At 70.1% G+C, this 19,086-nt stretch carries 22 protein-coding genes and 1 riboswitch; of the genes, 14 read left to right on the top strand and 8 right to left on the bottom strand.

The annotated features are described in order from the left end of the window. The first annotated feature begins 8 nt into the window (after positions 1-8). A complete protein-coding gene (locus U8D42_RS19240) occupies positions 9-635 on the top strand; it encodes an NUDIX hydrolase (RefSeq protein WP_322858582.1) in 627 nt (208 codons plus the stop codon). Here U8D42_RS19240 and thiE read toward each other — a convergent pair. Further along, positions 607-1,287: a thiamine phosphate synthase gene (thiE, locus tag U8D42_RS19235; protein WP_322858583.1), complete on the bottom strand. Its 681-nt coding sequence runs from the start codon at positions 1,285-1,287 to the stop codon at positions 607-609. The genes U8D42_RS19240 and thiE overlap by 29 nt on opposite strands. A 139-nt stretch (positions 1,288-1,426) precedes the next feature. Here thiE and thiO point away from each other — a divergent pair, with 139 nt between their 5' ends. The 4 genes from thiO (at position 1,427) to U8D42_RS19215 (ending at position 4,178) form a co-directional block, all read left to right on the top strand. Next, positions 1,427-2,440, top strand: a complete 1,014-nt coding sequence (gene thiO, locus U8D42_RS19230) for a glycine oxidase ThiO (protein WP_085240735.1) — start codon at positions 1,427-1,429, stop codon at positions 2,438-2,440. Further along, on the top strand, positions 2,437-2,634 hold the full coding sequence (gene thiS, locus U8D42_RS19225; protein ID WP_085240736.1) for a sulfur carrier protein ThiS: 198 nt from the start codon (positions 2,437-2,439) through the stop codon (positions 2,632-2,634). The genes thiO and thiS overlap by 4 nt, the downstream gene beginning before the upstream one ends. Beyond that, entirely contained in the window at positions 2,627-3,385 is a 759-nt protein-coding gene (locus tag U8D42_RS19220) for a thiazole synthase (RefSeq protein ID WP_322858584.1), read from the top strand. The genes thiS and U8D42_RS19220 overlap by 8 nt, the downstream gene beginning before the upstream one ends. 64 nt (positions 3,386-3,449) lie before the next feature. Then, positions 3,450-4,178, top strand: coding sequence for an SGNH/GDSL hydrolase family protein (locus U8D42_RS19215; protein ID WP_348636925.1), 729 nt, complete (start codon positions 3,450-3,452; stop codon positions 4,176-4,178). A 4-nt stretch (positions 4,179-4,182) separates the two neighbouring features. On the opposite strand, the gene U8D42_RS19210 is transcribed toward U8D42_RS19215, so the two are convergent. After that, positions 4,183-4,704 (bottom strand): serine/threonine protein kinase, encoded by a 522-nt coding sequence (locus U8D42_RS19210; RefSeq protein ID WP_085240739.1) that lies wholly within the window; start codon positions 4,702-4,704, stop codon positions 4,183-4,185. Between the two features lie 64 nt (positions 4,705-4,768). Further along, positions 4,769-5,296: a serine/threonine protein kinase gene (locus tag U8D42_RS19205; RefSeq protein ID WP_322858586.1), complete on the bottom strand. Its 528-nt coding sequence runs from the start codon at positions 5,294-5,296 to the stop codon at positions 4,769-4,771. Positions 5,297-5,678: 382 nt separating this feature from the next. Between U8D42_RS19205 and U8D42_RS19200 the strand changes: the two genes are divergently transcribed. From U8D42_RS19200 to U8D42_RS19165, 8 genes are all read left to right on the top strand, one after another. Continuing rightward, positions 5,679-6,014 carry a CD225/dispanin family protein gene (locus U8D42_RS19200; protein ID WP_085240741.1) on the top strand — a complete coding sequence of 112 codons (336 nt, stop codon included), beginning with the start codon at positions 5,679-5,681 and terminating at the stop codon, positions 6,012-6,014. Between the two features lie 15 nt (positions 6,015-6,029). After that, the gene (locus tag U8D42_RS19195) at positions 6,030-6,455 is read left to right on the top strand and encodes a DUF2752 domain-containing protein (RefSeq protein WP_322858587.1); all 426 of its coding nucleotides are present in this window, start codon (positions 6,030-6,032) and stop codon (positions 6,453-6,455) included. Between the two features lie 53 nt (positions 6,456-6,508). Continuing rightward, the gene (locus tag U8D42_RS19190; protein WP_322858588.1) at positions 6,509-8,002 is read left to right on the top strand and encodes a M28 family metallopeptidase; all 1,494 of its coding nucleotides are present in this window, start codon (positions 6,509-6,511) and stop codon (positions 8,000-8,002) included. After that, a complete protein-coding gene (locus tag U8D42_RS19185) occupies positions 7,999-9,471 on the top strand; it encodes a M28 family peptidase (protein WP_322858589.1) in 1,473 nt (490 codons plus the stop codon). Before U8D42_RS19190 ends, U8D42_RS19185 begins: the two co-directional genes overlap by 4 nt. 34 nt (positions 9,472-9,505) lie before the next feature. Beyond that, the gene (locus tag U8D42_RS19180) at positions 9,506-9,946 is read left to right on the top strand and encodes a hypothetical protein (RefSeq protein ID WP_322858590.1); all 441 of its coding nucleotides are present in this window, start codon (positions 9,506-9,508) and stop codon (positions 9,944-9,946) included. A 71-nt stretch (positions 9,947-10,017) separates the two neighbouring features. Continuing rightward, positions 10,018-11,469, top strand: coding sequence for an HNH endonuclease signature motif containing protein (locus tag U8D42_RS19175; RefSeq protein WP_322858591.1), 1,452 nt, complete (start codon positions 10,018-10,020; stop codon positions 11,467-11,469). Between the two features lie 113 nt (positions 11,470-11,582). Beyond that, positions 11,583-11,834 (top strand): hypothetical protein, encoded by a 252-nt coding sequence (locus U8D42_RS19170; protein WP_208859332.1) that lies wholly within the window; start codon positions 11,583-11,585, stop codon positions 11,832-11,834. Positions 11,835-12,028: 194 nt separating this feature from the next. After that, positions 12,029-13,528, top strand: coding sequence for a peptidase (locus U8D42_RS19165; RefSeq protein ID WP_322858592.1), 1,500 nt, complete (start codon positions 12,029-12,031; stop codon positions 13,526-13,528). A gap of 16 nt (positions 13,529-13,544) precedes the next feature. Here U8D42_RS19165 and U8D42_RS19160 read toward each other — a convergent pair whose 3' ends face one another. The 5 genes from U8D42_RS19160 to thiC all read right to left on the bottom strand — a co-directional run bounded on the left by U8D42_RS19160 (position 13,545) and on the right by thiC (position 18,113). Next, positions 13,545-14,414: an LLM class F420-dependent oxidoreductase gene (locus U8D42_RS19160; protein WP_322858593.1), complete on the bottom strand. Its 870-nt coding sequence runs from the start codon at positions 14,412-14,414 to the stop codon at positions 13,545-13,547. Positions 14,415-14,434: 20 nt separating this feature from the next. Next, a complete protein-coding gene (locus tag U8D42_RS19155; protein WP_322858594.1) occupies positions 14,435-14,869 on the bottom strand; it encodes a MarR family winged helix-turn-helix transcriptional regulator in 435 nt (144 codons plus the stop codon). Positions 14,870-14,915: 46 nt separating this feature from the next. Continuing rightward, positions 14,916-15,548, bottom strand: coding sequence for an alpha/beta hydrolase family protein (locus U8D42_RS19150; RefSeq protein WP_322858595.1), 633 nt, complete (start codon positions 15,546-15,548; stop codon positions 14,916-14,918). 73 nt (positions 15,549-15,621) lie between these two features. After that, positions 15,622-16,449 (bottom strand): bifunctional hydroxymethylpyrimidine kinase/phosphomethylpyrimidine kinase, encoded by an 828-nt coding sequence (thiD, locus tag U8D42_RS19145; RefSeq protein ID WP_322858596.1) that lies wholly within the window; start codon positions 16,447-16,449, stop codon positions 15,622-15,624. Beyond that, positions 16,446-18,113: a phosphomethylpyrimidine synthase ThiC gene (gene thiC, locus U8D42_RS19140; RefSeq protein WP_431523791.1), complete on the bottom strand. Its 1,668-nt coding sequence runs from the start codon at positions 18,111-18,113 to the stop codon at positions 16,446-16,448. The genes thiD and thiC overlap by 4 nt, the downstream gene beginning before the upstream one ends. Beyond that, positions 18,105-18,215: riboswitch (TPP riboswitch) on the bottom strand. It overlaps the preceding gene by 9 nt. 139 nt (positions 18,216-18,354) lie before the next feature. On the opposite strand from thiC, the gene U8D42_RS19135 reads away from it, so the two are divergent. Next, complete coding sequence (locus U8D42_RS19135; protein WP_244275253.1) at positions 18,355-18,996, top strand: PAS and ANTAR domain-containing protein; 642 nt, start codon at positions 18,355-18,357, stop codon at positions 18,994-18,996. Positions 18,997-19,086 lie beyond the last annotated feature (90 nt).

Genomic DNA, 19,086 nt, shown 5'->3' with positions numbered 1-19,086 from the left:
CTGAACGCGTGCACGGCGACGGCGACGGTTGGGTGGTTTCCAGCAGCGGCACCCCGTACTGGGGCCGCTTCGGCGCGGCCGGTCTGCTGCTGCGGGCCCCGCGGCCGGACGGCACCCCCGCCGTGCTGCTGCAGCACCGCGCGGTGTGGAGCCATCAGGGCGGTACCTGGGGCCTGCCGGGCGGCGCCCGCGACAGCCACGAGACCCCGGAGGAGACCGCGGTCCGCGAGGCCCACGAGGAGGCCGGCCTGGCGGGCGAGCTGGTGACGGTGCGGTCGACGCTGGTCACCGCCGACGTCGCGGGGCCCGGCGGCGCGCGCTGGACCTACACCACGGTCGTCGCCGACGCGCCCGAGTTGCTGAACACCGTGCCCAACGGGGAGAGCTCCGAGATGCGCTGGGTCGCCGAGGACGAGGTGGCCGGGCTGCCACTGCATCCCGGTTTCGCGGCCAGCTGGCACCGGCTGCGCACGGCGACGGCCCTGGTGCCGCTGCATCACGGCGACGAGCGGCGGCGGCACCTGCCCCGCACCTTGGAGATCGAGGCCGGCGTCTTCGTCTGGTGCGTGCCGGGTGACGCCGACGAGGCGCCCATGCATCCCCGGATCAACTCGCTGCTGCAAGCGCTGAGCTGAGCCGCTCCGCCGCGGCCCGCGGGTCATCGGCCGCGGTGATCGCGCGCACCACCACGATGCGGCGGGCGCCGGCTGCGAGCACCTCCGGCAGCCGCTGCTCGTCGATCCCGCCGATCGCGAACCACGGCTTGTCGGGTGCGAGCCGCGCGGCGGCCCGCACCAGCTCCAGGCCCGGCGCCTCGCGGCCCGGTTTGGTCGGGGTGGGCCAGCACGGGCCGACGCAGAAGTAGTCCGGCCCCGCGGGCCCCGAAGAACTGGCCGCGGCGGCCTGGTCGACGTCATGGCTGGACAGGCCGAGCAGCGTGCCCGGGCCGACGATCCCGCGCGCGATGTCCAGCGGCAGGTCACCCTGCCCGAGGTGCAGCACGTCGGCGCCGGCCGCGCGCGCGATGTCCGCCCGGTCGTTGACCGCGAACAGGGCGCCGTGCCGCCGGGCCGCGTCGGCCAGGACCTCGCACGCGGCCAGCTCCTCGCGCGCCTCGAGGGGCCCGAACCGCTGCTCGCCGGGCGACCCCTTGTCACGCAGCTGGATGACGTCGACACCGCCGGCCAGGGCGGCGTCGGCGAATTGGGCCAGATCACCACGCTCCCGGCGCGCGTCGGTGCACAAATACAGGCGCGCGGCCGCCAGCCGCCTAACTCGCTGATGCACACCGCGACGCTAGCGCGCTAGCGTGGAAGCCGAAGAACTCAGTGAGACACGGGAGTCCCAGGAACGGGGTCTGAGAGTGGGCGCGCCTGCCCTTACCGTCACACCTGATCCGGGTCATGCCGGCGAAGGGAGGCCAAGGATGCCAACAGACCCTGGGTCGTTGGCGGTCATCGGCGGCGGCGTCATCGGGCTCGCGGTGGCGCGCCGCGCTGCGCAGGCCGGCTGGTCGGTGCGGGTGCACCGCACCGCCGACAAGGGCGCGTCGTGGGTCGCCGGCGGCATGCTGGCCCCGCACAGCGAAGGCTGGCCCGGCGAGGAACGGCTGTTGCGGCTGGGGTGCGAGTCGCTGCGGCTGTGGCGTGAGGGTTTCCTCGATGGCCTGCCGCCGCAGGTGGTCACCGCCCGGGAGTCGCTGGTGGTGGCCGTCGACCGGGCCGACGTCGCGGACCTGCGCACCGTCGCCGAGTGGTTGTCCGCGCAGGGGCACCCGGTGATCTGGGAGTCGGCTGCCCGGGACATCGAACCGCTGCTGGCCCAGGGCATCCGGCACGGCTTCCGGGCGCCCACGGAGCTGGCGGTGGACAACCGCGCGGTGCTGCAAGCCCTCTCGGCGGAGTGCGAGCGCCTGGGGGTGTGCTGGGCGGCGCCGGCGCACGAGCTGTCCGCGGTCGAGGGCGACGCCGTGGTGATCGCCAACGGCATCGACGCCCCCGCGTTGTGGCCCGGCCTGCCCGTGCGCCCGGTCAAGGGGGAGGTGCTGCGCCTGCGCTGGCGGCGCGGCTGTATGCCGGTGCCGCAGCGCGTCATTCGCGCCCGCGTGCGCGGGCGGCAGGTCTACCTGGTGCCGCGCCCGGACGGGGTGGTCGTCGGGGCCACCCAGTACGAACACGGGCGCGACACCGCCCCGGTCGTGTCCGGGGTGCGCGACCTGCTCGACGACGCCTGCGCGGTGCTGCCGGCGCTGGGCGAGTACGAGCTGGCCGAGTGCGCCGCCGGGCTGCGCCCGATGACACCCGACAACCTGCCGCTGGTGCGGCGCCTGGACGAGCGAACCCTGGTCGCCGGCGGCCACGGCCGGTCCGGGTTTCTGCTGGCGCCGTGGACTGCGGAAGAAATCGTCTCCCAGTTGGCCCCGGTCGGAGCCCCGTCATGATCGTCGTGGTGAACGAGCAGCAGGTCGAGATCGACGAGCAGACCACGGTGGCCGCGCTGCTGGCGTCGCTGGGCTACCCGGACCGGGGCGTCGCGGTGGCGATGGGCGACGCCGTTCTGCCCCGATCCAGCTGGACAACAACACTTTTCGATGGCGCTCGACTCGAGGTGGTGACGGCGGTGCAGGGTGGCTGAAGCGAAACTCACGATCGGCGACCGCAGCTTCGCCTCGCGGCTCATCATGGGCACCGGGGGAGCGAGCAGCCTGGCGGCGCTGGAAGAGGCGCTGGTCGCCTCGGGCACCGAGTTGACCACCGTCGCGATGCGGCGCGTCGACGCCGACGGCGGGACGGGGCTGCTGGACCTGCTCAACCGGCTTGGCATCACGCCGCTGCCCAATACCGCGGGGTGCCGCGGCGCGGCCGAGGCGGTGCTCACCGCGCAACTGGCCCGCGAGGCGCTGAACACGAACTGGGTCAAGCTGGAGGTCATCGCCGACGAACGCACGCTGCTGCCCGATGCGGTCGAATTGGTCCGGGCGGCAGAGCAACTGGTCGATGACGGGTTCGTCGTGCTGCCCTACACCAACGACGACCCGGTGTTGGCGCGCCGGCTCGAAGACGCCGGGTGCGCGGCGGTCATGCCGCTCGGTTCGCCGATCGGCACCGGGCTGGGCATCACCAACCCGCACAACATCGAGATGATCGTTGCCCGGGCCGGCGTCCCGGTGGTGCTCGACGCCGGCATCGGCACCGCCAGCGACGCCGCGCTGGCGATGGAACTGGGTTGCGAAGCCGTGCTTTTGGCCACCGCCGTGACCCGGGCAGCCGACCCGGCGGCGATGGCGGCCGCGATGGCCGCCGCCGTCACCGCCGGCTACCTGGCCCGCCGGGCCGGCCGGATTCCCAAACGCTTCTGGGCGCAGGCATCCAGCCCCGATCGATGAAAACCGCCGGGCGATGAGCGAAGCGAAGAGTCCATCGAAACGGTATGTGGCGCTGGGGAGTTCGATGGCTGCCGGTCCCGGCATCCGGCCCAGGGCCGCGGGGGCTCCCTGGGGCTCGGGCCGGTCCGCGCGCAACTATCCGCACCTGGTCGCGCGGCGGTGCGGCCTCGAACTGGTAGACGCCACCTTTTCCGGCGCGACCACCGCCCACGTCCTCGCCGACCGCCAGCGCGGCGCGCCGCCCCAGATCACCGCCCTGAACGGTTCGGAAAGCCTGGTGACCATCACGATCGGCGGCAACGACGTCGGCTACATCCCGCTGCTGATGGCGGCCGCCCTGCCGCGCCCGTTCCGGCGGCTGCCGCTGCTGGGTGCGCGCATCTCCGAGTTGCTCGACACCGACGCGCGGAATCGGGCCCTGGACGCGGTGTTCGAATCGTTGTGCACGGTCGGTCACGCGGCGCGCGGGCGTGCCCCGCGGGCCCGGGTGATGTTCGTCGACTACCTGACCGTCCTGCCGCCCGCGGGCACGCCGGCCGCCCCACTTTCGGGCGCGGACGCCGACCTCGGTCGCCACGTGGCCGCGACGCTGGAAGGGCTCACGGCCGACGCGGCGAGCGCAACGGGGTGCGAGGTGGTCCGTGCCGCGGCGGCCAGCCGCGAACACCACGCGTGGTCGGCCGAGCCGTGGACCACCAGACCCGGTGTGCCGCTGCCGGGTCGGGCGGCGCCGCTGCACCCGAACGCCGCCGGGATGCGCGCCGTCGCCGGACTGGTGGCCGCGCTGTGGTGACGGGTCAGCCGTTCGTGCGCCACCACTGGTAGAGCGCGTTGACGTCGGAGCTGGACGAGGTGAGGTGGCCCAGCACGTTCTTGGCGTCGGTGGTCCAGGTCAACGTCGCGTAGTTCTTGTAGGTGCCGCAGGCGATCTGCCCGCCCGTCTGGCCGTTCTGCTTCCAGGTCCCCGGTGACTGCCCGGCGTCCCCGCACGCGGCCAGCGACACGTCCTTGATGGTGGAGCTGAACGCGGAGGCCAGGTTCGTGCCGTTGGAGAAGAGGGCGTAGACACCGGAGCCCGGTCCGCTCGGGTCGGGGCTCTGACCGCACAGCAGTTCGGCCAGTTCGCCCGATTCGGTCAGCTCCTGCGGCTTGCAGTTGTTCAGGCCGTAACCCTTCGAGAGGTTGGCGGCCAGCGTGTTCATGTCGGCGGCGCTGCCGGTGTTGGGTTCGGCGGCCGCGGGTGCGCTACCCGCCAGGGCCAGGCTGCCGGTGAGCACTGCGGCGGACACGGCGCGCAGCGCGGTGGTGGGATGTGACATGTGGTTGACTCCTTGCGGTTGTTGGATGGGTGGTGCAGAAAACCGTTGCCCCCCAACGAAAATGTCAGCCGTTGGCCCGCCACCACTGGTACAGCGCCGCGGCGTCGGCGTTGGATCCGCGGATGTAGCTCAAGATGTTCTTGGCTTCAGTGGTCCAGATGATCTCGGCGGCGTTTCGATACGTCCCACACGCCACCCGCCCGGCGTTGCCGCTGTTGCTGCCCTGGTGCCAGTTGGTGGGCGATTGGCCGCTGTCCCCGCAGGCGCCCAGCACGTCGTCATTGATGCTCGCCTTGAACGAGCCGGCCAGGTTGTCGGCGTTGTTGAACAGGATGTACTTGGCCTGGACCGGTCCGCTCGGGTCCGGGCTCTGCCCGCAGGTCAGCGAAGCCAGTTCGCCGGTGGTGATGCTCTGGGTGGTGCAGTTGTTCAGGCCGTAGCCCTTCGACAGCGATGCCGCGAGCGTGTTGATGTCCGACGTACTACCCATATTGGCGGGATCCGCGGTTGCGGTGACCGCGCCCGCTAAGGCGAAACCGCCCGCCAGCACCGCGGCCGTCGCGGCCCGCAGCGCGTTGCCGGGATGCACCATCCTGTGACTCCTAGGCGGTTGTCGAACCGGCGTCGCTCACCGGAGAAACACGCGTCCGCTATGTAGGGATCGTAGAGCTATGTCGTGACAAAGCAACACATTCCGCTGGAAATTGTCTGTCTGGGCATCCTTCTCGACACCGCGGCGCGGTGCAGACGAATCGTTGGTCACCAAAACCTTTGCTAGAGCACGTGTCTCACGTGTGCTTCCGGCGATCGCCGGGAAGGCGGCGGGGCCGGCCGGGGCTTGAGCCCCTCGAGAGCGTTGTGCCGCGCGCCGGCGCGTGCAGGGGAGATTTTCAAATTGCCAGTGCCGCCGCGAGTGTGCGCGGGTATGGTTAGCACCGCTTCACGCCAGCTAACTTCTCGGGACTGGAGAACCCATGACACAGCCGCCGGCACCACCCCCACCGCCGCCTGGTTATCCGCCGCCGCAGCCCGCCGGACAAGCACCGAACAACTACTTGGTGTGGTCCATCCTGGTGACCCTGTTCTGCTGTCTCCCGTTCGGGATCGTGGCGATCGTCAAGTCCAGCCAAGTCAACGGTCTTTGGGCACAAGGCCGTTATGCCGAGGCGCAGGCATCCGCCGACAGCGCCAAGAAGTGGGTGATCTGGTCGGCGGTCATCGGCGTCGTCGTCGGCATCATCTACGGCATCTTGATGGCGGTCGGCGCGCTGAACACCAACACCAATGCGGCGCTGGCCGCGATGTTCTAAGCCCGGCTCGCGACCATGGTGACCCGCCCGGTATCGGTGCCGCAGAGTCTGGGCGCGCCACTGGTGGTGGCGGCGTCCACGACGTTGATGTGCGCCGCCATCTGGGCGGGTGACCCGACCACCCCCAACGGACCGCTGCCCGTGTGCCCCACCAAGGCGCTGTTGGGAATCGACTGCCCGGGATGCGGCAGCCTGCGCATGCTGTATTCCCTGATGCACGGCAATGTGATGGCGGCCGCCAGGTTCAACGCGTTGGGCCTGGCGGCCGTCGTGCTGTTGGTGTGGGCGTACCTCGCCTGGACCTATGGACGCCTGGCGGGCCGGCGGGTCCGCAGCTGGCAACACCGCCGCTGGGCCGCGGCCGTGACGCTGGCGCTGGTCGCGGCGTGGTTTGTGGTGCGCAACATTCCCGTTGCGCCTTTCAATGCGCTCTACGTCTGACACCGCCGTGTCCTGAACCCGGCCGCTGGTGACGCGGTCTAACCTGGGGCGCGATGGTGAAGAAACGCGCGACGATCCCGGCGGCGCTCGTCTTGGTCGCCCTGACCGCATTCTCGGCCGGCTGCTTCCATCGGACCTCGCAACCGGCGACCGGTAACCCCGACGCGGTCAAGTTCGCCGGCGCCCTGCACGACAAAGTCACGACCGACGCGATGATGGCCCACCTGGCAAAGCTCCAGGACATTGCCAACGCCAACAACGGGACCCGGGCGGTGGGCACCCCCGGCTACGAGGCGAGCGTCGACTACGTGGTAAACGCGTTGCGCGGCAGCGGTTTCGACGTGGCCACCCCCGAGTTCTCGGCGCGGGTGTTCCACGGGGACAAGCCGGTGGTGACCGTCGGTGGCCTGGAGGTGGAGGCGCGCGCGCTCGACTTCAGCCTCGGCACCCCGCCGGAGGGGGTGAGCGGGCCGCTGGTGGCCCTGCCCGCCAGCAACGCCCTCGGGTGCGCGGCATCGGATTACGGCAACCTCCCGGTGCAGGGGGCCGTGGTGCTCGTGGACCGCGGCACCTGCCCCTTCGCCCAGAAGGAGGACGTCGCGGCGCAGCACGGGGTGGCCGCGATGATCGTCGCCGACAACGTCGACGAACAACAGATGGGTGGCACCCTGGGGCCGGATACGTACGTCAAGATCCCGGTGGTGGGCGTGACCAAGTCAGTGGGCGTGCAATTGCGCACCCGGCCCGGGCCCGCCACCATCAAACTGAACGCGAGCGTCCAGAGCTTCAAGGCCCGCAACGTGATTGCGCAGACCAAGACGGGGTCGACGGCCAACGTCGTCATGGCGGGCGCGCACCTGGACAGCGTGCCCGACGGGCCGGGCATCAACGACGACGGTTCGGGGGTGGCCGCGGTGCTGGAAACCGCGCTTCGGCTGGGGAGTTCGCCACAGGTGCGCAACGCGGTGCGGTTCGGGTTCTGGGGCGCGGAGGAACTCGGCCTGATCGGCTCGCGCAACTACGTCGAGTCGCTGGACCTGGCCGCGCTCAAAAGCATTGCGCTCTACCTGAATTTCGACATGCTCGCGTCCCCGAATCCCGGCTACTTCACCTATGACGGGGACCAATCGCTGCCGGCCGACGCCCGTGGCCAGCCGGTGGTACCGGAGGGGTCGGCCGGCATCGAGCGCACGCTGGTGGCCTACCTGAAGTCCGCCGGGAAGACCGCCCAGGACACCGCGTTCGACGGCCGCTCCGACTACGACGGATTCACCCTTGCGGGCGTCCCCGCCGGCGGCCTGTTCTCCGGCGCCGAGGCGAAGATGTCCGCCGACCAGGCCAAGCTGTGGGGCGGGACGGCCGACCAGCCGTTCGACCCCAACTATCACCAGAAGACCGACACCCTCGAGCACATCGACCGGTCGGCACTGGGGGTCAACGGCGGCGGGGTCGCCTACGCCGTGGGTCTGTACGCCCAGGACGTCGACGGTCGCAACGGGGTTCCCGTGCGGGAGGACCGCACACGTCACACGCTGAGCAAGCCATGACCCGCCGCCTGGGGGTGACACTGCTGCTGGTGGCCGCGCTGCTGGCCGGCTGCTCGTCGCACCGGCCGGGGGCGCCCGCGGCCGCACCGGACCTGGGTCGGGCGCTGGCGGAGAAGGTGACCGCCGACCGGATGCTCGCCCACCTGCACGCGCTGCAGAACATCGCCGACGCCAACAAGGGGAACCGCGCGGACGGCACACCCGGCTACGACGCCAGCGTCGACTACGTGGCGAAGGCCTTGCGCGACAGGGGTTTCGAGGTGGTGACGCCCCAGTTCGACCGGGTGTACACCGTCTCCCCGGGCAGGCCGGCGATGACCGTGGCCGGCCGCAGTTATGCCGTCGACCAGGCCTCGCTGCTGGTGCAGACCCCGCCCGGCGGCCTGAGCGGCCAACCGGTCCGGCCCAGCCAGCCCTCGGGCTGTGCGGCCGGCGATTACCCTTCCGGGCTGCCCAAGGGCTCGATCGCCGTCGTCGACGACGCGCGTTGTTCGGTGGTGGACAAGCAGAACGTCGCGGTGGCCAAGGGGGCGGCCGCGCTGATCGTGCTCAGCGCCCCGGCCGGCCAGGGCGCCCCGCCCACGTTGTTCACCCCGGGTTACTTCAAGCAGCTGACCGTGCCGGTCGCCGTCGCCGGTCCGTATGCCGCGACCGCGCTCGCCGACGCGAGCGCGCCCATCCGCCTGGTGCTCGACGCCCGCAACATGACGATCACATCGCGAAACGTGTTGGCGCAGACCAAGACCGGATCGCCGCACGAAGTGGTCATGGTCGGCGCGCATCTCGACGGCCCCCGCGGCGGTCCCGGCATCAACGACGACGGTACCGGTGTGGCCGCGGTGCTGGAGACGGCGTTGCAGCTGGGCCCCCTGGCGCCGGTGAACAACGCGGTCAGGTTCGCGTTCTGGGGTGCCGACGAGGACGGGCTCAACGGCGTGATGGACTACGTGTTCGGCATGAACAGCGACCAGCTCAACGACATCGCGCTGTACCTGAACTTCACCACGCTGGGTTCACCCAACGCGGGCTTCTTCACCGAAGACGGTGACCAGTCCGGCCCGCCTGCGCCGGGGGTGACCTACGCGGACGTGCCTGACGGGTCGGCCGGCATCGAGCGCACCCTGGCCGCCTATCTGAACCTGGCCGGGAAGCGACCCGCCGACATGCCGCTGAGCACTCGTGCCGACTATCACCCCTTCATGGTCGCGGGGGTGCCGATCGGAGGCATGACCGCGGGCGCCACGCAGCAGAAGACCACGGTGCAGGCCCGGCTATGGGGCGGTCAGGCCGGCGTCCCGTTCGATCCCAACTACCAGGGCCCCCGCGAGACCGTCGACAACATCAACCGGGATGCGTTGGCCGTCATGGGTTCCGGCGTCGCATACGCGGTGGGCAGCTACGCCCAGTCGATCGGCGGCGTCAACGGCGTGCCCCCGCACGACAAACGGCATCGGACCCGGGTGCCGTAGCGCAATCGGACTCCCGTTTTGTGAGACTGTGTCGGTGACCATCGCGGCTACCGTGCTCGCCGTCCTGGCCGGTGCGCACATTCTCGGCAAGTTCACCTTCTTCATGCTGCCGTACCGGCGTCGCCGCGCCGCGCTGGACAAGGCTTACGGCGGTAAGGTCCGGGCGACGGCGAAATCGGATGCGGCGTCACTCATGCTCGCCGCCGCGATGGTGATCGTGCTGTTCCTCGCTGGGGTGGAGCCGGTGAGTTTCCTCATCGGGCTTTGGGTCGGCGCGACGCTGATCCAGCTGTACTTTCACCAGTTCTACGCACCGTTGACCCGCGAGCAGGAACCCCCGTCGCCGGCCGGGCCGATCAAGGTCATGTCGTACGCCATCGAAGCCCGGCCGTGGCGACCGTGGCCTGAAATCCTGATGCTGGTCGCGTTGGTGGCCGCGGCGCTCGTCGCGATGGGCCTCGGCGCGGGGATGTGATCGGCGGGGTTATCCACAACCCGCGGCTTTCCCGATCTGAACCGTCAGTGGCATCGGTTATGATCGAACACATGTTCGATAGCCGGACACATGAGTATTGGGAGCCACCGCGCTGCGAGCGGTCGCGCGCGCTGGTGGACCGGATGTGTGCGTCATGGCGCTTGGAGGCCCAGGCGGTGGCGGATCGGTTGGACGCCATCGGGGATCTGTTCGAGCTGCGCCGCGCTCAGCGGGGCGAGGAAGCGGATTGGGCGGTGGACACCTGGGCGGCGGTGGGGGCCGAGGTGGCCGCGGCGTTCCGGGTCAGCTTGGCGATGGCCGGCAGCTTCATGCGCTATGCGCTGGCCATGCGCGAGCGGCTGCCGCGGGTGGCGGCGGTGTTTCGGGCCGGCGACATCGGTTTCCGCCTGTTTCAGACCATCGTGTATCGCACCGATCTGATCACCGATGCCGAGGTGCTGGCCGCGGTGGACGCCGAGCTGGCGGCGCGCGCGGCGCGGTGGCCCTCGATGACCCGGGGCCGGCTGGCGGGCGAGGTCGACAGGGTCGTGGCGAAGGCCGATGTCGATGCGGTGCGCCGTCGCGCGCAGTGCCAGACCGAGCGCGGGGTGTGGATCGACGATCTCGAGGGGGGCATGTCCGAGATTCGCGGCAGCCTGTCCAGCCCGGACGCCCATGCCCTGGAGCGGCGGTTGGGCGCGGTCGCGGACACGGTGTGCGAGCATGACCCGCGCAGCCGCGACCAGCGGCGCGCCGACGCGCTGGGGGCGCTGGCGGCCGCAGCCGATCGGCTGGGCTGCCGCTGCGGCCGCCCCGACTGTGCGGCCGGAAAGCGGCCCCCGGCAACGCCGGTCGTCATCCATGTCATCGCCGAGCAGGCCAGCATCCGGGGACACGGGTCGGCTCCGGGCTCGGAGTTGGGTGCCGACGGACTGATCTCTGCCGAGCTGATCGTCGAACTGGCGCGCTCGGCCAAGCTGGTCCCGCTGAGCATCCCCACCCAGCCCGAACAGCGCTACACCCCCTCGACCCGGCTGGCCGACTTCGTACGCTGCCGCGACCTGACCTGCCGGGCGCCGGGGTGTGACCGGCCCGCCGCCGACTGCGACATCGACCACACGATCCCGTACGCCGAGGGCGGCTTGACTCATCCATCCAACCTGAAAGCCCTTTGCCGCCAACATCATTTACTCAAGACGTTCTGGGGCTGGCACGACGAACAGCTGCCCGACGGCACCGTCATCTGGCGGCTGCCCGACGGGCACGGCTACGTCACCACCCCCGGCAGCGCGTTGCTGTTCCCCGGCCTGTGCGCGCCCACCGGCGACGTGCCCGCCCCGACACCGCGCGAGCGCTGCGGCCAGCGCACCGCGAGGATGCCCCTCCGCGTCCGCACCCGCGCCCAGAACCGGGCCCACCACGTCGCCGCCGAACGCCGGCGCAACCGTCGGCGCCGACTGGCCACCCGACCGTCACCCGCCGGCCCCGCACCACCGGACGACGATGAACCGCCGCCCTTCTAGGGCCAATGGTCCCTACCCCCGGTGGGTATGCGTGTGACATCGTTCGGGATATGACACAAACTCCTGAAACCAGTGTTGAACATCGTTTGGGCGCGCACAGTCGGCTGGGTCAAGTGGCCGCGTGGGTGGTCATCGTCGCCGGCATCGTGTTCGTCGTCGCGGTGATCTTCTTCTCGGGGCTGCTCCTGGGCTGGTCCTCGGCCCACCACGACGGGTGGCACCACGGGTACGGCCCCGGCCGTGCCGGCACCTGCCCGATGATGGGCCCCGGCGGAATGATGGGTCCGGGCGGCATGATGGGCCCCGGCGGCATGGGTCCGGGCGGCCCGATGGGACCCCAGCAGACGCCCACGCCGCGCCCGTAGGAAAGTTCGCTGTCTGCGCCGGGACCGCCCGCCGGGAGATTGCCCGTTCCTCGGTGGTCACCGGCGCGCGACGGCGAGCATCCGCTGCGGGGCCGGCATTCACCGGCGTACGCATTCGTGCTGTCGTAGTTAGCCAACCGCTCTAGAATGAATCCCTTTGGTGCTGCCCTGCAGCCGGTCGGGATGGGGTTGGTATGAACAGCCGCGCGCGCAGTCGACGTCGGCCGGACGGCCGCCGCCCCCACCGGGCGGCCGCCTTGCTGCGGGCGGCGTGGAGCTGCGCGGCGGCGGCGATCGTGCTGGCGGGCTGCACATCCTTCGTCGACGGTCGCGCGTTGTCGATGCTCAACGACCCGTTCCGGGTGGGCGGCCTGCCCGCGACGAACGGCCCCAGCGGGATCCGCACCAACGCGCCCGACCCGACCGGGACGGTGGTCAACACCGACCACGGCGAGATCGACAAATTGTCGTTGCTGTCGGTCAACGATATCGAGGAATACTGGAAGTCGGTGTACGGCCAATCGCTGAAGGGGCGTTTCGTTCCGGTCGGCAAGATGGTCTCGTACAACTCCAAGGATCCGGCCAGCCCCATCGTTTGCCACAACGACACCTACGAACTCGTCAACGCCTTCTACACGTCGCGGTGCAACCTGATCGCCTGGGACCGCGGGGTGTTCATGCCCGTCGCGCAGCGGTATTTCGGCGACATGTCCGTCAACGGTGTGCTGGCCCACGAATTCGGCCACGCCCTGCAGGCCATGGCGAAGCTGGTGACCAGGCGTGACCCGACGATCGTGCGCGAGCAGCAGGCCGACTGCTTCGCGGGTGTCTACCTGTTCTGGGTGGCCGACGGCAAGTCGCCGCGGTTCACGCTGAGCACCGCCGACGGGCTCGACCACGTGCTGGCGGGCATCATCACCACCCGGGACCCCGTCCTGGACAATGACATCGACAACGACGACGAACATGGGTCGGCCCTGGACCGCGTCAGCGCCTTCCAGATGGGCTTCATCGACGGCGCCCAGGCCTGCGCGGGGATCGACAAGGCGGAAATCGAGCAGCGCCGCGGCGACCTGCCCAACGCGCTGCGGGTCGACACCAGCACCGGGAACCCGGAGACCGGTGAAGTCCCGCTCGACCGGGACACCCTGTCCACCCTGATGGAACTCCTGGGAAAGGTGTTCTCCCCGAAGAATCCGCCCGCGTTGTCCTACCGGGCGGCCGGCTGCCCGGACGCCAAGGCCAGCCCGCCGGCGTCCTACTGCCCGGCCAGCAACACGATCGTCGTCGACCTGCCCAAGCTGGCGGCGATGGGCAAGGTCGCCGGCGAGAACGAACAGACCCTGCCGCAGGGCGACGACACCGCGCTCTCGATCGTGATGTCGCGGTACGCGCTGGCCGTGCAGCACGAACGCGGGCTGGCCATGCAGAGCCCGTGGACCGCGCTGCGCACCGCGTGCCTGACCGGCGTGGTGCACCGCAAGATGGCCGAACCCATCGAGTTGTCGTCGCAGAAGCAGTTGCTGCTCACGGCCGGCGATCTCGACGAGGCGGTGGCGGGCTTGCTCACCAACCACGTCGTCGCCAGTGACGCCGACGGCACCAGCGTGCCGGCCGGTTTCACCCGGATAGCGGCCTTTCGCGGCGGCGTGGCCGGCAACATGGACGCGTGCTACTCCCGCTATCCGGGGTGAGCGAACGGCCGCTCTGTCAGCCGATTTCCGCGAGCCTGGGTATCACTTCGTCGCCGAGGCGGCGGATGAAGCCGACCGGATCAGGGTTACCCGGGAACGGGCCGCCGTTGACCATTTCGACGCCCAGTTCGGCGTAGCGCTCGGCGGTCTTGAGGTAGCCGTCGGGGTCCTCGAAGGGATTCACGAAATGGCCCACGGTCTTGCGGATTTCGCTCGGGTCCCGGCCGACCGTCTCGCAATGGCGGTGCAGCACCTCGATCTTGTGCTCGAGTTCGTCGGCGTCGCTCGTGGTGCTGTTCCAGACGTCGGCGTACTGGGCCACCAGGCGCAGCGTCTTCTTCTCGCCGTTCCCACCGATCAGGATCGGCGGGCGCCGAATCGGTTGGGGTGAACAGATCGTCTCGGCCAGCTGGTAATGCTTGCCGTGGTAGGGCCCGTCGTCGTCGCTCCACATCTGCCGGCAGATCTGCAGCGTCTCTTCGAGCATCTCGAAGCGCTGGCTCACCGGGGGATAGGGGAAGCCGAGGGCGGCGTGCTCGCGGTCGTACCAGGCCGCGCCGAGCCCCAGCATCGAGCGGCCCTGGGACAGGACGTCGAGCGTGGTGACCGCCTTGGCCAGCATCCCCGGATAGCGGTAGGTGACCCCGGTGACCAGCAGGCTCAGGTCGATGCTGGCGGTCTGCCCTGCCAGGAAACCCAGCGACGTGTAGCCCTCGAGGAACGGGTCCTCGGCGCGTCCCACGGCCTCCATCTGAAAGAAATGGTCGGCCAGCGTGAACAGCGTCGCCCCGCCCTGCTCGGCGGCCTTCGCCGCGTCGGCCAGCGTGGGGCCCAGCGCCGCGGGGTTGCCGGGTAGAAAGTCGATGAAGTGTATTGCCAGTTCCATTGTGGCCCTTGCCCTTCTCGTCAATCAGTCAAGCGCTCGAGCAGCGCCAACGCGTCGAGGATGACGCGACGCTCGCGTTCGGAATACCGCTCGTGAATGGCGCGCGCCAGCCACTCCTCCCGGACCTGCCGGTTGCTCTCGGCGCGCCGCCGGCCCGCCGCCGTCAGCGAAATCAGTTGTCGCCGCCGGTCTTCCGGGTCGGGTGTGCGCGCGATGAGCCCGCGCTGCTCGAGGGCGGCCACTATCGTGGCCATGGACTGTGGACGTACCCGCTCGGCCGAAGCCAGGACGCTCGCCGATGAGGCGCCCTCTTTCCAGAGCCGGTTGAGCACCGCCGTCTGCGACGGACTCAGGTCGTCGTCGGTGGCGAGGTCCTTCAGCCGGCGTCGCAGCCGGCTGAAGACCACCCGCAGATCGCGGGCCGCCGCGGCTGCCGATTCGGTGATGCCGTCCACCACACCAGCCTAGATTAGACAGCTGAAACTGTCCAGTCCAGACTGTCTAATTGCGGCCGAGCAACTGCAGCGCGGCGTCGACCGCCAGTGCGGGCACGTTCAGGGTCTTGGACCGTAGATCGTGTCGCGCGCCGGCGATCTCGACAACGGCGGTCGTGCCGGTGACCAGCGCGGCGGCGGCGCGCAACTCGTCGGGCGTGCCGAAGGGGTCCGACGTCCCGTGCGTGAACACCGTCGGCACCCTGATGTCGGGCAGGTGCTCGGTGCGGGTCCGCTCCGGCTTCCCCGGCGGATGCACCGGGTAGGAGAACAGTGTCAGCATGTCGACTTCAACAGGAAAAGCTTCGCGGGCGGCCACCACCATCGACGTCTGCCGCCCGCCGTAGGAGTGCCCGCCGGCGATCAACGGACCGTCGGCCAGGCCGCGGCACAGCGTGATCGCCTCGACGATCCCGGCGCGGTCGGCGGCCGCCGAGCCCGAAGGTGGGCCGGTGGGCCGGCGTCGCCGGTACGGCAGGTTGTAGCGGACCGCGAGCCAGCCGCGGCGTGCCCATTCGTCGCAAACCTGCTGCAGCAACGGCGAATCCCGGTTGCCACCGGCCCCGTGGGTCAGCACCACCACTCCGGCGGGTGGCCCGTCGGGTTGGTGCGCGACACCGGCGATCGGATCGAGGTTCATGCGCCCGTTGACGACGCGATCCGGAACGGACCGAGGTGGGGGCACCGCCCACTTGCGGGGGAGAAGCGGGCAATCATGTCAGCCGGAACAGGGGGGAGACGGGGCCGTGGCCGTGGCCCAGCGGATAGGCGGCGCGCAGGCATTCGGTCACCCATCGCTTCCCGAACCCGACCGCGTCGGGAACCGAGTACCCGTGCGCCAACGCGCACGCCACGGCGGAGGCCAGCGTGTCGCCGCCGCCGTGGTCATTGCCGCCGGGCAGGCGCTCCGAGTCGAACTCGTGGAACCCGGCGCCGTCATAGAGCAGGTCGCAACTGCGGTCGGACGATCGGAGGTGCCCGCCCTTGACCAGCACCCAGCGCGGTCCCAGCGCGTGCAGCGCCTTGGCGGCCGCCCGCTGCGACTCCACGTCCACGACGTCGATGCCGACCAGCAACCGGACCTCGTCGAGGTTGGGCGTCACCAGCGTGGCCAACGGAAACAGTTGGTCGCGAAGGGAATCCAACGCGGACGCCTCCAGCAGCGCGTCACCGTGCATGGACGCGCAGACCGGATCGACGACGAGCGGCACCGTCAGCCGCAACCGCCGCCAGGTGGCCGCGACCGTGTCGACGATGGCCGACGACGCCAGCATCCCGGTCTTGGCGGCCTGGACGCCGATGTCGGTGACCACCGCGTCGATCTGGCCGGCGACGACCTCGCCGGGTACCTCGTGAAAGCCGTTGACGCCCAGCGTGTTCTGCACGGTCACCGCGGAGACCGCGACGCAGGCATGCACCCCCAGCAGCGCCATGGTGCGCATGTCGGCCTCGATGCCCGCGCCGCCGCCCGAGTCGGACCCGGCGATCGTCAGCACGCGCAGCGGCGTGGTGCCGGGCGCAGGCAGCGGCAGGTAGCTCACTGGGTGATGGGCAGGTACACCCGGTTGCCGTGCTCGGCGAACTCCTGTGACTTCTCGGCCATCCCGGCCTGCATGGCGGCCTCGATCGCCTCCTCGCTGTCCAGCCCGTGCTCGGCGGCGTAGGCCCGGACGTCGGCGGTGATCCGCATCGAGCAGAACTTGGGCCCGCACATCGAGCAGAAGTGCGCGGTCTTGGCGGGCTCCGCGGGCAGCGTCTCGTCGTGGAATTCCTTGGCGGTGTCCGGGTCCAGCGACAATGCGAACTGGTCGTTCCAGCGGAACTCGAAGCGCGCCTGCGAAAGTGCGTTGTCCCGCTCCTGGGCGTGTGGATGCCCCTTGGCCAGGTCGGCGGAGTGGGCGGCGATCTTGTACGCGATCACCCCGTCCTTGACGTCCTTGCGGTCCGGCAGCCCCAGGTGCTCCTTGGGGGTCACGTAGCACAGCATCGCGGTGCCGGCCTGGGCGATGATCGCCGCGCCGATCGCCGAGGTGATGTGGTCGTAGGCCGGCGCGATGTCGGTGGCGAGCGGGCCCAGCGTGTAGAACGGCGCCTCCTCGCACAGCTCCTCTTCCAGCCGCACGTTCTCGACGATCTTGTGCATCGGGACGTGCCCGGGGCCCTCGATCATCACCTGCGCGCCATGGGATTTCGCGATCTTCGTGAGCTCGCCCAGGGTGCGCAGCTCGGCGAACTGGGCGGCGTCGTTGGCGTCGGCGATCGAGCCGGGCCGCAGGCCGTCACCGAGGGAGAAGGTGACGTCGTAGCGCGCGAAGATGTCGCAGAGCTCCTCGAAGTTGGTGTAGAGGAACGACTCCCGGTGATGCGCCAGGCACCATGCCGCCATGATAGAACCGCCGCGGGACACGATGCCGGTCACCCGCTTGGCGGTCAGCGGGACGTAGCGCAGCAGCACGCCGGCGTGCACGGTCATGTAGTCGACACCCTGCTCGCACTGCTCGATCACGGTGTCGCGGTAGATCTCCCACGTCAGCTCTGTCGGGTCGCCCTTGACCTTCTCCAGCGCCTGGTAGATCGGCACCGTGCCGACCGGCACGGGGGAGTTGCGCAGGATCCACTCGCGCGTCTCGTGGATGTTCTTGCCGGTGGACAGGTCCATGATGGTGTCGGCGCCCCACCGGGTGGCCCACACCATCTTGTCGACCTCCTCGGCGATCGAGCTGGTCACCGCGGAGTTGCCGATGTTGGCGTTGACCTTGACCGCGAAGGCCTTGCCGATGATCATCGGCTCGCTCTCGGGGTGGTTGTGGTTGGCCGGGATCACCGCGCGGCCCCGGGCGACCTCGTCACGCACCAGCTCGGCGGGCACGCCCTCGCGGGCGGCGATGAACGCCATCTCGGCGGTGATCTCCCCGGCGCGGGCCCGCTGCAGCTGGGTGCCGCGGTCGCGGACCACGCCGGCCCGAGCCGGCAGCCCGGCCGTCAGGTCGATCACCGCGTCCGGATCGGTGTAGGGGCCGGAGGTGTCGTACAGGTCGAAGTGGTCGCCGGTGGACAGGTGCACGCGCCGGAACGGAACCTGAAGGCGGGCACCGGCGCCGGGTGCCTCCACCTCGCGGTAGGCCTTGCTGCTGCCCGCGATGGGTCCGGTGGTCACGGCGGCCTCGACGGCTGTGGACAGGACGGGGGTTTGTTCCAAGGTCATTGCTCATCTCCCTACGCCGGCATTACCCGGTCAGGTTCGTACGGTCGACGGCCCCGAGCCGTCCTCTCAGCGCATTGGACGTGCGCTCCCGCGTTGTGGATGGTCCGCACGCGACGTTACCCCCATTTGGCCAGGGTGGTAGCCGGTGGTATCCCCTGGGTGCGAGGATGCAAACGTGCACGAGCAAGGGGAAGCGGACGGGGCGACGCCCGCCGGACCCCGCGGCCGACAGCTCAGCCCGGTGGAGGCGGTGGCCCGGCATCTGAACGTGGGAACGTTCCGCTTCTGGTTCATCGGTGAGCGCTGGGAGTGGTCCGACGAGGTGGCCAGGATGCACGGCTACGAACCGGGCACCGTGGAGCCGACGACGAAGTTGTTGTTGTCGCACAAGCACCCCGACGACCGCGCGCACGTTCAGGAGGTGCTCGACTACGCGCTGCAGTCGGCGGAGTCGTTCTCCAGCCGGCACCGGTTCATCGACACCGCAGGCAAGGTGCACGACGCAATCGTCGTGGCCGACCGCATGCACGACGAGTCGGGTGCCGTGGTGGGCACCGCGGGGTATTACATCGACCTCACCGATACCTTCGACGAGGCCCGGCAGGAGGTGCTCGACGAGGCGCTGCCGGACCTCTTGGAAAACCGGGCGGCGATCGAACAGGCCAAGGGCGTGCTGATGTACGTCTACCGGGTCAACGCCGAGCAGGCATTTCGCGTGCTGCAGTGGCGGTCGCAGGAGACCAACGTGAAGCTGCGGGCGCTGGCCAGGCAACTGCTCGCCGAGGTGACAACCCTAGACGGTTCGACCGCGGCCCTGCAAAGTCAGTTTGATCACGTGCTGCTCACGGTGCACGAACGGATATCCGCCGAGTCTGCTGGGTAACCAGCGTGATACGTGGGCGGGGCGGCCCGCAAACCGTTAGTGTTCCTAGACACTCGGGGCGGCGGTCGCCGCGCATCCGGGCGAGCGGCG

This window comes from Mycobacterium europaeum (assembly GCF_034555895.2).
GTDB classification, from domain to species: Bacteria; Actinomycetota; Actinomycetes; order Mycobacteriales; family Mycobacteriaceae; genus Mycobacterium; species Mycobacterium europaeum.
Note: the sequence above shows the minus strand (reverse complement) of the source record. Positions and strands in the feature narration are given on the sequence as shown.